The organism is Humibacter ginsenosidimutans (assembly GCF_007859675.1).
GTDB classification, from domain to species: Bacteria; Actinomycetota; Actinomycetes; order Actinomycetales; family Microbacteriaceae; genus Humibacter; species Humibacter ginsenosidimutans.
Map to the genome: position 1 here is coordinate 3,130,061 of NZ_CP042305.1, position 12,722 is coordinate 3,142,782.

The following is a 12,722-nucleotide window of genomic DNA, read 5'->3' on the forward strand; positions in this document are numbered from 1 at the left end:
CTACGCGGCAGCCAGGGGCTTCACGACGGTCGTGCGGATGAACGCCTCGACCTCGGCACGGTCGTAGAGGACCGTCTTGCCCTTGGCGCCGGTCGGCTTGTAGAACGGCATCCCCTTGCGCAGGTACCGCATCTGCTTGAGTCGGTCGACGGAGATGCCCGTGAGATCGGACACTTCCTGCGGGGTCATCCATCCCGAAGGGGAGACCGCGGCCGGTGTGACGGTTTCGGCCGCGGTCACGACGCCACCGCGAATGCGTATGGGGTGAACGTTGACGGTGCGACGTTCAGCACGGCCGCGATGCGGAGCAGTTCCGCGAACGTGAACTCCGTGTGGCCCTTGATCTTGCGGTTGAAGGTCGTGTGTGGGATGCCGGCCGCATCGGCAACGGAAGTCTTCGTGCGGCCGGATCGAAGGATGCAGGCAGCGACCTTGTCTGCCAGTTCCTGAGCCGGTGTGTGATCCATACAGCAAAGCTAGTTGCCCATTTGGATCATGTCAAGCTGTGAGTACCACCTATTTGGATTGCAAAATGGTCCAAAACGGGCATAGAGTCACCCATATGGACGAATACACCGCAGCAGCGGCGGCAGAGCTCCGAGCCGCCCAGGCACGCGCCCAGCTGTCCGACATCGCCCTTGCGGAGCGCGCAGGGATTCCAGTCGTGACGCTCCGGCGATACCTCAAGGGAACACGCGATACTCCGTCGTCAGCTCTCTTCAAGATCGCCTTCGCGCTCGACATGACGATCGGTGAACTGCTCGATGAGGCCATGAAACGGGTCAAGCGTTAGCAAGACCGACGGCGCGACATTCATTTCCGATGCTGCCCGCATGATGTCTGCCGCCGATAGTTCCATCCTTAGAACCCTCTCAGTCTCGAAGATGTGTTCGACGGTACTCCCCCGCACCGACAGCCCGTCTACACCCCGAATGAGGTACATATGGCCACTGTGAAGGCATACGCCACCGCAGCCGGCACCCGTTACCGTGTCCGCTACCGGAAGCCCGACGGTTCGCAGACGGACAAGCGAGGATTCCGCACCAAACGTGATGCGAACCTCTTCCTCGCCACCGTCGAGGTCAAGAAGGCCTCCGGCGACTACATCGACCCGACCCGTGCAGGCGTCACGGTCTCCGCGATCGCAGACTCATGGCTTGGCGCCAAGAAGACGGCCCTCAAGCCGTCCGCCTACCGAGTGCTCGAATCCGCATGGCGCATCCACGTCGAAGCCCGATGGGGTTCGATCCGTCTCGTCGCGATCGAGCACACCGATGTCCAGGACTGGGTCACCGGCATAGCAGCCAGCAAGAGCGCCACCACCACAATCCGCGCCTACGGAGTGCTCGCAGGAGTCCTCGACGCGGCGGTAAGCGACCGCCGAATGCCGAAGAACCCAGCTCGAGGCGTCGAACTTCCCCGGAAGCAGAGGAAGCGGCACGTCTACCTCACCCACGAACAGGTCGACCGGCTTGCGCGTGCAGCCGGCGAACGGGCTCTCCTCGTGTACATGCTTGCCTACACGGGACTCCGGTGGGGCGAAGCGATCGGGCTACGAGTCCGCGATCTCGACCTCAAGAGGCACCGCATCCAGGTGACCGAGAACGCGGTGGCGGTCGGCAGCGAGATCGTCGTCGGCACGCCGAAGAACCACAAGCAGCGGAGCGTGCCTTTCCCGGCATTCCTCCGCGCCAAGCTCAAGACGGCGAGCGCAGGCAAGAGGACTGACGCTCTCGTGTTCGGTTCGAATGACGAATACGAGCCCCGACCGCGGCACGCCAACGGGTGGTACGCGAAAGCGAAGACCGCGGCCAACGTTCCCGCAACGCTCACGCTCCACGACCTGCGGCACACCGCGGCCAGCCTCGCAGTGAGCGCGGGAGCGAACGTCAAGGCGCTGCAGCGGATGCTCGGGCATGAATCCGCCGCGATGACACTGGACCTCTACGCCGACCTATTCGATGACGATCTGAACAGCGTCGCGGTCGCCCTGGACCGAGCTCGTTCACGAGCGCTTCGTGCCCACAATCTGCCCACAATTGATAGCGACGGAGCATCACCTACGACGACCGGCGGCGACCCTGTGGCCGCGTAATTACGCGGTGCGGCACGAGGAACCATACGTTCGCAGGCGTCTGAGGCGGGTTCGAATCCCACGCCCTCCGCTCGTAGTCGAGGACAGCGCCGGAGCTCACGGCACCGGTCGTGTCATCGACCCTCGCGTCGATGAACGCCGTCGCATAGCTCGCCAGATCGACTACTTGCCTTCGTAGAGCCGCTGCTGTTGAAGCCCGTCGGTGACGGCGACGAACAAGGTGGCCGGCACATCCGGCGGGATGATGGTCCCCGCGATCACCGTCGCCCTTATCCACCAAGGATGCAGCGGCGCATCAGCCCTGGCCGTGTGGTCGCAGGATCGGCCGGAAGAGTCGAGTGAGTGCGTTCATGCGGCGGAAGAAGGAGACGATCTGTTTGGGCGCCTTCTCGTTGAACATGCGCTCGAGACCCTTCTGTGAAGCCTTGGCGGACTTGGCTCCGCGGGGCACCATGCGTCGCTCGTAGGCTGCGATTCCGGAAGCGGGATCGTCGTGGGAGAGGAGTTCGCTGGCGAGGTCTGCGCCGTCGATGAGGGCAAGGTTCGCGCCCTCGCCCGCGAACGGGGACATGACATGTGCGGCATCGCCGATGAGCGTGATGCGCGGGCTCCGCGGCCAGGTGAACCCGATCGGCAGTGCGTAGATGGGCCGCGGCCAGATGGTGTCATCGCTATGGCGGATGAGGTCGGTAAGGGGTTCGGCCCAGTCGGCGAGTTCTCGCAGCAGAGTCTCGCGGGCGGCGGCGGGATCATCGCCGGTGATTCCGGTCGCCGTGATCCAGTCTTCTGGCACGCGCAGGCCGACGCCGAGGGAGAGGTGGTCGCCGCCGTGACCGCCGATGTATTTGTTGTCCGAGAGGGCGAACACGCTCCCCGGGCCGACAAGAGCTCGTGATTCGGGATACTTGGTCGCAGCGTCGGTGAGCCGGAACTCGGTGATGGTGATGCCGGTGTAGGCGGGCTTCTCGGGCGAAAGGGCTGTGCGCACGCGAGACCACGCGCCGTCGGCGCCGACCACCACGTCGGCCCTGACAGTGGCGCCATTGGCGAACTCGAGCGTGTTGCCGTGGTCGTCGGATGCGAGACGGACGAGCTTGCACCCCCACTGGATCGTGCCGGGCGCGAGGGATTCGATGAGCAGTTGTCGCAGCACGGTGCGGTCGATCTCGGGTCGTCCGTTGCCGCCCTCGGGTTCCGGAGTGTCGACGAAGACGTGGGCGTGCTTGTCCATGACGCGCATCGACTCGCCGCTCGGGTGAGCGTGCTCGCGTGCCTGATCCCAGAGTCCGGCGGCTTTGAGGGCGACTTGTCCGGTGTCGTCGTGGATGTCGAGGGAGCCGCCTTGCCTGCGGGCTTCTGCCGAGTCGTCGAGTTCGTAGATCGTGACGGGGACGTTGTGCAGCTGCAGGATCCGGGCGCACACGAGCCCGCTGAGTCCGGCGCCGATGATGGAGATGGGTGTGGGGCTGGTCATGGCAGTTGCTCCTCCGGGGCGCGCGCAGCCAGGAAACGTGCCGAGACGAGACACAGGGCCGCGATGCCGCCGACGACGGTGATCGTGATGATGGCGATGGCGATGGTCTCTTCTGGGCTCATCGGCTGCCCTCGCCAGGCTCGACCGGTGTGGCGAGCAACCCGTTCAGCAGCAGGTCGATCGCCCAGTGGAAACGCTGCTCGCCTGTCCCCGCGAGCAACTGTTCGCTGAGCTGCACGATGCGCGGATGCTCTTGCGGCGAGATCAGCGCCAGACGGGCATCCAACTCCGGCAGGAACGCACCGGCGCCCGCGGCGTCGGGGGCGTGCTCGACCGCGGCGGATGTCACCGTTTCGAGGATCACATTCACACCCCACGCCGCCGATCGGTCCGGGATGCCGCCTTCTTCGAGCAACTCCAAGATCGACTCGATCAAGCCGAGAAACCGCGGTCCGGTCGGATGCGCGTACAGGGACACCCTCGCGATGTCGGGGTAGTCGACAAGAACGCCGGCATACGAGACCAGAAGAGCGTGCAGTCGAACGCGCCACGAGCCGGTCGCCGGTATCGCCGGCATTCGCGCGATGAGCGCGTCCAAGATCTCCAGATGCAGGTCCTCGGCGTTCCGGACGTACACGTACAGCGAGGCGCCGGCGGTATCCAGCTCCGTGGCGACCCGCCGCATGGTCACCTTCTCGAAGCCCTCATTCTCGAGAATCGACAACGCCGCATCCACGATGGCGGACCGGCTCAGTGCCGGCTTCGCGGGTCGCTCACGACGACTCATGGGGCCGTTCTCCATGGCGCATCCTCCGATCGACTAACATGTTCGTAACTAACACGTTAGTTGATTGCGTGGCCCGTGCACTCGGAACCCCCCAAGCCCTCATCTGCCCGGCGGTGTGCACGCCGGATATGGCAGAGGACCTGGTCGCCGCGTTCAAAGCGGTGACCAGGTCCTCTGCTGCGCGACCGAATCGCACAGCCTTCGGTCGCGAGATGACGGCTGTGCTACCGACCCGAGGGAGCGGTGACGACCTGGGCCCGCAGAGGCATGAGCGCTCCGGCGACGGCGTTGATGGTTTCCGAGTCGACACCGGCCTCACCGAGCGCGGTTGCGGCATGCCCGATCACCCGATCGAAGTCGGCGTCGGTGATGCCGCGGCCGGCGTGTGCGGCATCCAGATCCAGTCCCTTGTAGCCGTTCGGGCCGCCGGTGGCGGCGGCGAGGAAGAGCGCCATGTGGCGCTTCTGCTCGACGAGCCGCGTGGAGGCGAAGTACGGGGCGAGGTTCGCGTCTTCCATGATCAGTCGGTACAGGGTGTCGACGACCGCGGCGATGCCGGCGCCCTCGCCCAGACGCTGATACAGCGTTGCGGATGTGCTCGTGTCAGTCATTTCGATGTCCCAATCGCGTTCGTGTGTTCGTCCAGGTGAGCCTCTTGCGCGCCGGAGTCTCTTCTGCCGACTCCTCGTCGTCATCCGACGCGTTCGCATCCTCGGTGCCGGCGGCTTCCCGCTGAAACCCTTCGGCGGGCGAGGCGCCGAGTCGTCCCAGCTCGCGTTCGATCGACTCGAGAAGCGAGTGCGCCTGCGCGGCGGCCATACGTGTGAACTGGCGCGCGCGAACAACATCGTCGGGGGATGCCGGGCCCGCGGCGCCGAGATCGTCGGTCGCGAACGCCGGAGTCTCGGAGTATTCGGCGGTTCGTGGCACGGGCGCGGCGGCGGGATGCGGATCGGATACAGAGCCCGGCGCACCTGACTGCCTCTCGATCTCGTGCGCAGCGTGCTGGGCTCGCTCGATGATCTCCCGATACTGGGTCCTGGCGGTATCGACCAGGTCCTTCGAATACGACTCGGCCTCGGCGACCGCTTCGTCGGCGATGCGCTGAGCGCTGCTGAGCAGAAGGACGGCGCGGCTCGAGATCTCATCGTCGCCGGAGCCGAGCCCCGCCATCAGATCGTGCTTCTCGCGCCAAGCGAGTTCGAGTGCATCGGCGGCCGCGGCCAGCAGTGCGCGGAGCGCGTCGTCGTCGTACGCGCTGTTCTCGCCGGCGAGTGACACCTCACGCAGCAGCTCCGGGGTGATGGATGCGGATGTGGTCCCAGTCATGATCTGTCGTCCTCTACTGGATGCTCAGTCCTGCGCCTAGCGGGACGGCTGTCGGAGAGCCCGTGCGGCCATCCGGCTCGCCGGTCGGTTGAGTGAATGGGTCTTCGTACTTCTCGCTGAGGATCCAATCGGATGCCACTCCCGAGTCGAGGAGCGCATTCGTGGTGTGCCTCACCATGCCTGGCGAGCCGCAGACCATGGCGAGGAAGCCGTGCCACGGACCGTCTTCGGCCGCCACGTCGCCGATCCAGCCACGTGGCCCTGGGAACGAGGGATCGTCCGACACGGCGAACCTCGTCTGCAGCCACGGCGAATCGGCATAGCGTTCGAGTTCCCGCTTCGCGTAGAACCCCCATGAGTGCCGCACGCCGTGGTAAAGCGCGACATTGGGCCCCGTGCCGCTCGACCTGTGCCGCTCGGCGACCTGGTCGAGCACAGCCAGCAGAGGGGCGAGACCCGTGCCGCCCGCGATGAGCAGAAGGTCGGGCCAGTCGCTCTGCGGCGGAAGCGTGAGCAGGTCGCCGATGGGCGGCCCGAGCCGAACCCGGTCACCGGCCTTCACATCACGAAGCAGGGCGCCGCTGACCTGGCCGCCCGGCACGAGTTGAACGTGGAAGGTGATCGTGGAGTCGGCCCGCGGCGTGTGCGTGGGGGACAGGTAGCGCCATTGGCGTGGTCGTTGCGGAACCTCGATGGCCAGTGACTGTCCGGCACGGTATGCGTAGGGCTCCGCGGTGCGGATCGTGACCGTGCCGACATCCATGCCGCGCCGTTCGGTGGACACCACCTCCGCAACCCAGGTTGCCGGCTCCGACTCGGCGTTCTCGGCGGCGGTGATCATCGTCGTTGCGATGATCCCGTACGCCTCGGCCCAGTCGGAGGCCAGTTCGGCAGTCCATGTGTCGCCGAGAAAGTGCTTCAGAGTCGCCAGGAGGGATGCTCCCACCGCCGGATAGTGCCCGGCGATCGTCCCGAACTTGCGATGGTCGCGACCGAGGTCCTCGATGTAGCCCACGACCTCGCCGAGGTTGTCGACGTCGCTGACCATGCGGCCGAGCGCCTTGACCAGTCGGTCTCGCTGGGTTGCCATCGTGACGGGGAACAGATCCCGCACCTCGGGGTGCGCGAGAAAGAGATGTGCGTAGAAGTATCCAGGGACCGCATCGCCGTGGGCGGCCACCTGAGCCCAGGTTCGCTTGAGTGCAACCGCATCCACTTGCGTCGTGTCCCATCTGCTGCCGTGCAGTGTCGAGAGCCGACGCTAGCGTGCAGTGGTCGCTGTCCCCAAATCGGGGGTCATTTTGACGCGGTGTCCGGTTCGCCGTGAGGGCGACGACAAGCCAACCGCGATTCTGCCGCAGATGCGTATCTCGATGGAAGACGCGCCCGCTGTCTTCGTCGGACTTGATCGCGTGTGTCCATTCATGTAAACATTGACATGTCGATGCCGACAGGCTTCGAGCTCAAGAGTGAAAGGCCCAACGCTGTGTCGCGATATCTCTCTCAGATCGCTCATCTCGAGATCACCAGCCCGGATGTTCCCGCATCGGTGGCGTTCTACACGGAGCGCTTCGGCCTGCGGGTCGTCGACGAGGCGGAGGGCAAGGTCTATCTGCGGGCGTGGGGCGACTACCACCGCTACAGCCTGATCGTGGCGTCCGGAGACGAGCCCGGCCTGGCCTGGATGGCCTGGCGCACGAACTCGGCCGAGGACCTCGAGGAGGCCGTCTCCCGCGTCGAGGCCGCCGGCATCACCGGAACGTGGAACGACGGAGGCCCCGGCCACGGTCGCTCGTACGACTTCATCGGTCCGTACGGACACGGCACGCGTCTCGTCTGGGACATCGAGCTGTACCAGGCGCCCGACGAGCTCAAGTCGACCTGGCTCGACCGCCCGGAACGCCGCAGTGACAAGGCCGGCGCCCCGCGCTTCTTCGATCACGTGACGGTGGCCTGCCAAGACCCGCGCGGCATGGCCAAGTGGTACTCGGACGTGCTCGGCATGCGCATCATGGCCTACGCCGACCTCGACGAGGCGCCGGTGACCATCCTCGCCTTCCTCACGACGAACGAGAAATCGCACGACCTCGGCATCGTGATCGACACCTCCGACCGCCCCGGCCGCGTGAACCACGTGGCGTTCTGGCTCGACACGCACGAGGAGATCCTGATCGCGGCCGACGTGCTCATGGAGCACGGCATCCCGATCGAATACGGCCCCTCGATGCATGGCATCGGCGAGCAGAACTTCCTCTACTTCCGCGAGCCGAGCGGGCTTCGCATCGAGCTCAACTCGGGCGGCTACCGCAACTACGTGCCCGAGTGGCAGGCGAACACCTGGAGCCCGGCGAAGGGCGCGAACAACATCTACCGCAACTCGGTCATGCCGCAGTCGATGCAGGAGTCGTTCCCGTACGCCGAGGGGCTCAGCGGCACCGAGGAGGGCGTCTCCGACGAGATCAAGGCGGCTCTGCTCGACCCGGCGAACAATGGACAGAGCTGACCATGTCCGTCGTCATCACCGTCGCACCCACGGGCCCCATCGCCACCAAGAGCGACAACCCGGCTCTGCCGACCAGTCCGGAAGAGATCGCGGATGCCGTCGCCGGCGCCTACGAGGCGGGCGCGGCCGTCGCGCACATCCACCTTCGTGACGAGAACCAGCGCCCCACCGCGGACCAGCAGATCGCACGTCGTGCGGTCGAGTTGATCCGCGACCGCTGCCCCATCCTCATCCAGCTCTCCACCGGCGTCGGCCTCACGGTGCCGTTCGAGGAACGGGAACGCCTCGTCGAGCTGCGCCCGGAGATGGCTACGCTCAACCCCTGCTCCATGACGTTCGCCGGCGGGGAGTTCCGCAACCCTCCCGCCGACGTGCGCCGACTCGCGGCCCGCATGAAAGATCTCGGCATCAAGCCGGAGCTCGAGATCTACGACACCGGCCACCTCGACGAGTGTCTCCGCCTGCGCGACGAGGGCCTGCTGGGGGGCAACCTTCAATTCAGCATCGTGATGGGCGTGCGCGGCGGAATGGCGGCCACCCCCGACAACCTGACGACGATCGTTCGGCGACTGCCCACCGACGCCATCTGGCAGATCATCGCCATCGGCAGGAACAATCTCCAGCTCACCTCGATCGCGCTGGCACTCGGTGGCAACGCGCGCGCCGGCATGGAGGACACCCTCCACGTGCGACGCGGGGAGCTGGCCACCAGCAACGAGCAGCTCGTTCGACGTGCGGCCGGGCTCGCCACGGCGCTCGAGTTGACCGTGGCCGACGTGTCGGCTGCTCGCGACCAGCTCGGCCTGACCGCGTAGCCGCGGTCGCCGTGCGGAAAGGAAGACCCTTGGACCTCCTCAATCACCACCTCGTGCGCGCCGGATTCCGCGTGCCCGACCTCGAGAAGTCGGCCGCGCACGCGATCGACGTTCTCGGACTGCAGATCGCCGACCGGGACGAGTCGTCCATCGCGCTGGCGCTGCCGGGTCAGAGCGCCTGCCTTGTTCTGCGCCAGGCGGATGCCTCGGAGTTCGACTTCATGGCGCTGCACACCACAGAGGCGAACCTCGCGGAGATCCGCCGTCGGATCGACGCGGCCGGAGTCGAGGCGACTGCGGCCCGTGAGCTCGACGGGGATGGCCTGCGGGTCTACGCGCCCAACGGCGTCGCCGTCGAGATCGGTGTCGGCGAGGGCCATGTGCGCAACGCCGCAGAGCGCGAGGCCGGTCCCGTCATCGGCTCGCTCGACCACCTGAGCTTCGCGGCGGAAGATCCGGGGGCCTTCCGGGACTTCTTCATCGACATCCTCGGTTTCCGCCTGTCGGACAGCGTGCTCGATCGACGTCACTGGCTGCGCTGCAGCCCGAACCACCACACGGTGGCGGTGTTCGCCGGCAAGAACGGCATCCACCACTATGCCTTCGAGACCGACGACATCCGCGGTCTCGCCCGGCTCGGAGACCTGCTCGCCGCCCGTGACCAGAACTTCATCTGGGGACCGGGCCGCCACGGCCTGGGGGCGAACATCTTCACCTATCACCTCGACCCGGCCGGCGCGATCCTCGAGGTGACCTCCGACATGCTGCAGGTCGAGACCGAGGAGGAGTGGGAGGCGGAAGTCTGGGAGGACACGCTGAAATCCGGCGTGATGTGGGGGCCGCTGCCACCGGCCGGATTCCGCGACCTCTCGATTCCGGCGAGCTCCGTGGCGGAGGCCGCCCGATGAATTCCGAAGACGTCGCCGACGTCATCGTCGTGGGCGCCGGACCGGTCGGGTCGATGGCGGCTCTGCTCGCCGACCGGCTCGGCTTGTCGGTCGTGCTGGTGGATGCCTCCACCGAGGTCTACCCGAAGCCTCGCGCCATCCACTTCGACGCCGACATCATGCGGATCTTCCAGTTCGCCGGCCTCGCCGACGAACTGGAGCCGCGAGTCCGGGCCACGTCCGGGGCGCTGCACCTCGGAGAGGACGGCGAACCGATCCGCGACTTCCGCGTGGTCGCCACCGAGGGCGACCTGGGCTGGAAGCCGCACTACATGTTCTACCAACCCGAGGTGGACAGGATGCTGCGACGGCGCGCGGAGGATGCCCCCGGCATCCACACCGCCTTCGGGTGGTCCTGCCGGTCCATTGCCGAGCTCGACGATCATGTCGTCGTCGAGCTCGGCAATGAGTCGGGCGAGGTGCGCATCGAGCGCGCCAGATATGTGATCGCCGCCGACGGATCGACGAGCACGATCCGCAAGTCGCTCGGAATCGAGCTCACCGACTACGGGTTCGATGAGCCGTGGATCGTGATCGACGCCGACGCCGACAGCGACGAGCTCGGACCCGACTACTCGATCATGTACTGCGACCCGCAGCGGCCGGCGACGTACGTGCCCGGTCCGCGCGCGCACCGCCGCTGGGAGTTCATGGTCCTTCCGGGAGAAGACAGCTCCACCCTCGCGGAGCCGGAGGTCGCGCTCAGCCTCATCCGGCAGGTGACCCCGTGGTACGACGACGGCCGACTGACCATCAGCCGAGCCGCGGTGTACCGGTTCCACGCACTCGTGGCCGACCGCTGGCGGCAGGGGCGCATCCTGCTCGCGGGCGACGCCGCGCACCAGACCCCGCCCTTCTACGGCCAGGGCATGTGCCACGGCATGCGCGACGTGCGCAACCTCGCGTGGAAGCTGCGCGCCGTTCTGCGCGATGGTGTCCCCGACGAGCTCCTCGACAGCTACCAGGTCGAGCGCGAACCCCACGTGCGGGCCATCATCGAGCAGTCGGTCGCCAACGGCAGGTACATCTGCGTGCTCGACGTCGACGAGGCGAAGGTACGCGACGCCAGGATGCGCGAGCTCATGGAGAACCCGGCGCCGCAAGCCCCGAAGACGTGGAAAGACCTCATTCCCGGGCTGTCCACCGGTGTGCTCGACGAGACCGGATCGTCGCCCGCGACCGGGCTGCTGTTCCCGCAGCCGTGGGTGACGGCATCCGACGGACGCCACGGTCGTCTGGACGACATCGTGGGCGACGGCTGGGTGCTGATCACCACGGCGCCGTACGCAGACCGGGAAGCGAGCGGCCCGCCGGCGTTCGTCGTCGGGGCAGACGTCATCGACGACAGCGGAACGCTGCAGGCGTGGCTCTCCGCGTTCGACGCGGAATCCGTGCTCCTTCGGCCCGACCGCTACGTGTTCGGCGTCGCGAACGATGCAGAGGGAACGCGTGCGTTGCTGGATGCCCGTGAGGCGGCCCTGCACGGCCTGATGGCGACGAGGGCGGAGTGATGACGATGAGGTACGACGTGATTCGTGCGGAGGAGATCTGATGGCAGCGGTGGCGGTAGAAGGCGTGGACCCGACGACGGGCAAGCGCTCGATCGAGAACGCGCGGGAGTGGCTGTACGCGCATCTCGACGAACGAGCGCACCCGTTCAACGCCATCGACGTGGATGCCGCGAGGCCCGTCGTCGACCGGCTCGAGAGCATCGAGCCCGAGGCCTGGGCCGCTGCGTGGCTCGAGGTCGCTCACCGGTTCGCCGAGCAGGCGGATGCCGCCCATCGCGACGGTCGCACCGCTGACGAGCGTGAGGCGTGGTGGCAGGCCTACCAGTTCGCGTTCGTCGCACGGTTCCCCACTCCCATCCATCCCGCCAAGCAGGCCGCGTACGACCTCTCGAGGGAGTGGTTCCAGCGCGCCGTCGCGCTGGACGACCCCGCCGTGGAACGCGTCGCGATCCCCACAGCCGAGGGCGGAAGGGAAGGGCGTACGGAGGTCGTGTTCTACGTCGCGCGCCCCCGCGAGGTCGAGGGGCCGACGCCCGTCGCCATCGTGTGGGGCGGCATCGACATGTGGAAGGAAGAGAGCTACGTGCGCACCGCGAGCCTGCGCGGGCGCGGCGTCGCGACGATCCACATCGACATGCCCGGTGTCGGCGAGGCTCCGGTGTTCGCCGGTCCGGACGCGGAGCGCATGTGGACTCCGGTGTTCGACTGGATCGAGCGCAGCGACCTCGACGAGACCAGGGTCGGAATCGTCGGACAGTCGTTCGGCGGGTACTGGTCGACGAAGCTGGCCCACACGCACAGGGACCGGCTGAAGGCCGCGGTCAACTGGGGTGGCGGCATCCACAAGACCTTCCAGCCGGCCTGGCAGGAGAAGTCACGCTCTGCTGGCACCTATCTGATGGATCTCGGCCCGTCTCGGGCGCGCATTTTCGGCGAGCACACGTTCGACGAGTACATCGCCAGGTGTCCCGAGCTGTCGCTGCTCGATCAGGGCGTGCTGGATCAGCCGTGCTGCCCGCTGCTGCTGGTCAACGGCATCGACGACCAGCAGAACGATGCGACAGACATCCACCTCGCGCTCGAGCACGGCGACCCCAAGACGGCGCGGCTGTTCCCGGGAGGACACATGGGCAGAGGACCCGTGGGCCCGACGGTCATCAACTGGCTGGTGAATCAGCTCAGCTGAGGCATGGCTGACATGCCATAGCGCTCTGCGCTACAGGGGTGGAGGCGATGGGGCCTCCGTCCCCGACATACCCGA

At 66.7% G+C, this 12,722-nt stretch carries 15 protein-coding genes; 7 read left to right on the top strand and 8 right to left on the bottom strand.

The window, feature by feature from the left end; all coding sequences use genetic code 11:
- Positions 1–240 carry a helix-turn-helix domain-containing protein gene (locus FPZ11_RS14495; RefSeq protein ID WP_146321848.1) on the bottom strand — a complete coding sequence of 80 codons (240 nt, stop codon included), beginning with the start codon at positions 238–240 and terminating at the stop codon, positions 1–3.
- The gene (locus tag FPZ11_RS14500; RefSeq protein WP_146321849.1) at positions 237–467 is read right to left on the bottom strand and encodes a helix-turn-helix domain-containing protein; all 231 of its coding nucleotides are present in this window, start codon (positions 465–467) and stop codon (positions 237–239) included. Before FPZ11_RS14500 ends, FPZ11_RS14495 begins: the two co-directional genes overlap by 4 nt.
- 95 nt (positions 468–562) lie before the next feature.
- Here FPZ11_RS14500 and FPZ11_RS14505 point away from each other — a divergent pair, with 95 nt between their 5' ends.
- Both FPZ11_RS14505 and FPZ11_RS14510 read left to right on the top strand, forming a co-directional pair.
- Positions 563–793: a helix-turn-helix domain-containing protein gene (locus FPZ11_RS14505; RefSeq protein ID WP_168203848.1), complete on the top strand. Its 231-nt coding sequence runs from the start codon at positions 563–565 to the stop codon at positions 791–793.
- Between the two features lie 150 nt (positions 794–943).
- Positions 944–2,095 (top strand): tyrosine-type recombinase/integrase, encoded by a 1,152-nt coding sequence (locus FPZ11_RS14510; protein WP_146321851.1) that lies wholly within the window; start codon positions 944–946, stop codon positions 2,093–2,095.
- A 295-nt stretch (positions 2,096–2,390) separates the two neighbouring features.
- Here the strand turns inward: FPZ11_RS14510 and FPZ11_RS14515 are convergent, their stop codons facing one another.
- The 6 genes from FPZ11_RS14515 to FPZ11_RS14530 all read right to left on the bottom strand — a co-directional run bounded on the left by FPZ11_RS14515 (position 2,391) and on the right by FPZ11_RS14530 (position 6,901).
- Positions 2,391–3,569: an FAD-dependent oxidoreductase gene (locus tag FPZ11_RS14515; protein ID WP_146321852.1), complete on the bottom strand. Its 1,179-nt coding sequence runs from the start codon at positions 3,567–3,569 to the stop codon at positions 2,391–2,393.
- A complete protein-coding gene (locus tag FPZ11_RS20125) occupies positions 3,566–3,691 on the bottom strand; it encodes a hypothetical protein (RefSeq protein ID WP_302849651.1) in 126 nt (41 codons plus the stop codon). The genes FPZ11_RS14515 and FPZ11_RS20125 overlap by 4 nt, the downstream gene beginning before the upstream one ends.
- Complete coding sequence (locus FPZ11_RS14520; protein ID WP_146321853.1) at positions 3,688–4,371, bottom strand: TetR/AcrR family transcriptional regulator; 684 nt, start codon at positions 4,369–4,371, stop codon at positions 3,688–3,690. The genes FPZ11_RS20125 and FPZ11_RS14520 overlap by 4 nt, the downstream gene beginning before the upstream one ends.
- 209 nt (positions 4,372–4,580) lie before the next feature.
- A complete protein-coding gene (locus FPZ11_RS19360) occupies positions 4,581–4,967 on the bottom strand; it encodes a group I truncated hemoglobin (protein WP_168203849.1) in 387 nt (128 codons plus the stop codon).
- Complete coding sequence (locus FPZ11_RS19365) at positions 4,960–5,685, bottom strand: hypothetical protein (RefSeq protein WP_168203850.1); 726 nt, start codon at positions 5,683–5,685, stop codon at positions 4,960–4,962. Before FPZ11_RS19365 ends, FPZ11_RS19360 begins: the two co-directional genes overlap by 8 nt.
- Before the next feature lie 13 nt (positions 5,686–5,698).
- Positions 5,699–6,901: a globin domain-containing protein gene (locus FPZ11_RS14530; protein ID WP_146321855.1), complete on the bottom strand. Its 1,203-nt coding sequence runs from the start codon at positions 6,899–6,901 to the stop codon at positions 5,699–5,701.
- Positions 6,902–7,171: 270 nt separating this feature from the next.
- Between FPZ11_RS14530 and FPZ11_RS14535 the strand changes: the two genes are divergently transcribed.
- Genes FPZ11_RS14535 through FPZ11_RS14555 form a run of 5 tightly spaced genes read left to right on the top strand, consistent with a single transcriptional unit; the run spans position 7,172 to position 12,647 of the window.
- On the top strand, positions 7,172–8,188 hold the full coding sequence (locus FPZ11_RS14535; protein WP_146321856.1) for a VOC family protein: 1,017 nt from the start codon (positions 7,172–7,174) through the stop codon (positions 8,186–8,188).
- Between the two features lie 2 nt (positions 8,189–8,190).
- Complete coding sequence (locus FPZ11_RS14540; protein ID WP_146321857.1) at positions 8,191–9,003, top strand: beta-keto acid cleavage family enzyme; 813 nt, start codon at positions 8,191–8,193, stop codon at positions 9,001–9,003.
- 29 nt (positions 9,004–9,032) lie between these two features.
- The gene (locus FPZ11_RS14545; RefSeq protein WP_146321858.1) at positions 9,033–9,911 is read left to right on the top strand and encodes a VOC family protein; all 879 of its coding nucleotides are present in this window, start codon (positions 9,033–9,035) and stop codon (positions 9,909–9,911) included.
- Positions 9,908–11,461, top strand: a complete 1,554-nt coding sequence (gene mhpA, locus FPZ11_RS14550; RefSeq protein WP_146321859.1) for a bifunctional 3-(3-hydroxy-phenyl)propionate/3-hydroxycinnamic acid hydroxylase MhpA — start codon at positions 9,908–9,910, stop codon at positions 11,459–11,461. Before FPZ11_RS14545 ends, mhpA begins: the two co-directional genes overlap by 4 nt.
- A 40-nt stretch (positions 11,462–11,501) precedes the next feature.
- Entirely contained in the window at positions 11,502–12,647 is a 1,146-nt protein-coding gene (locus tag FPZ11_RS14555; RefSeq protein WP_146321860.1) for an alpha/beta hydrolase family protein, read from the top strand.
- Positions 12,648–12,722: the final 75 nt, after the last annotated feature.

Bases quoted from the DNA above. Each gene is read 5' to 3' on its own strand.
- FPZ11_RS14500 (WP_146321849.1), bottom strand. From the start codon at position 467: ATGGATCACACACCGGCTCAGGAACTGGCAGACAAGGTCGCTGCCTGC.
- FPZ11_RS14505 (WP_168203848.1), top strand. From the start codon at position 563: ATGGACGAATACACCGCAGCAGCGGCGGCAGAGCTCCGAGCCGCCCAG.
- FPZ11_RS14510 (WP_146321851.1), top strand. From the start codon at position 944: ATGGCCACTGTGAAGGCATACGCCACCGCAGCCGGCACCCGTTACCGT.
- FPZ11_RS14515 (WP_146321852.1), bottom strand. From the start codon at position 3,569: ATGACCAGCCCCACACCCATCTCCATCATCGGCGCCGGACTCAGCGGG.
- FPZ11_RS20125 (WP_302849651.1), bottom strand. From the start codon at position 3,691: ATGAGCCCAGAAGAGACCATCGCCATCGCCATCATCACGATCACCGTC.
- FPZ11_RS14520 (WP_146321853.1), bottom strand. From the start codon at position 4,371: ATGGAGAACGGCCCCATGAGTCGTCGTGAGCGACCCGCGAAGCCGGCA.
- FPZ11_RS19360 (WP_168203849.1), bottom strand. From the start codon at position 4,967: ATGACTGACACGAGCACATCCGCAACGCTGTATCAGCGTCTGGGCGAG.
- FPZ11_RS19365 (WP_168203850.1), bottom strand. From the start codon at position 5,685: ATGACTGGGACCACATCCGCATCCATCACCCCGGAGCTGCTGCGTGAG.
- FPZ11_RS14540 (WP_146321857.1), top strand. From the start codon at position 8,191: ATGTCCGTCGTCATCACCGTCGCACCCACGGGCCCCATCGCCACCAAG.
- mhpA (WP_146321859.1), top strand. From the start codon at position 9,908: ATGAATTCCGAAGACGTCGCCGACGTCATCGTCGTGGGCGCCGGACCG.
- FPZ11_RS14555 (WP_146321860.1), top strand. From the start codon at position 11,502: ATGGCAGCGGTGGCGGTAGAAGGCGTGGACCCGACGACGGGCAAGCGC.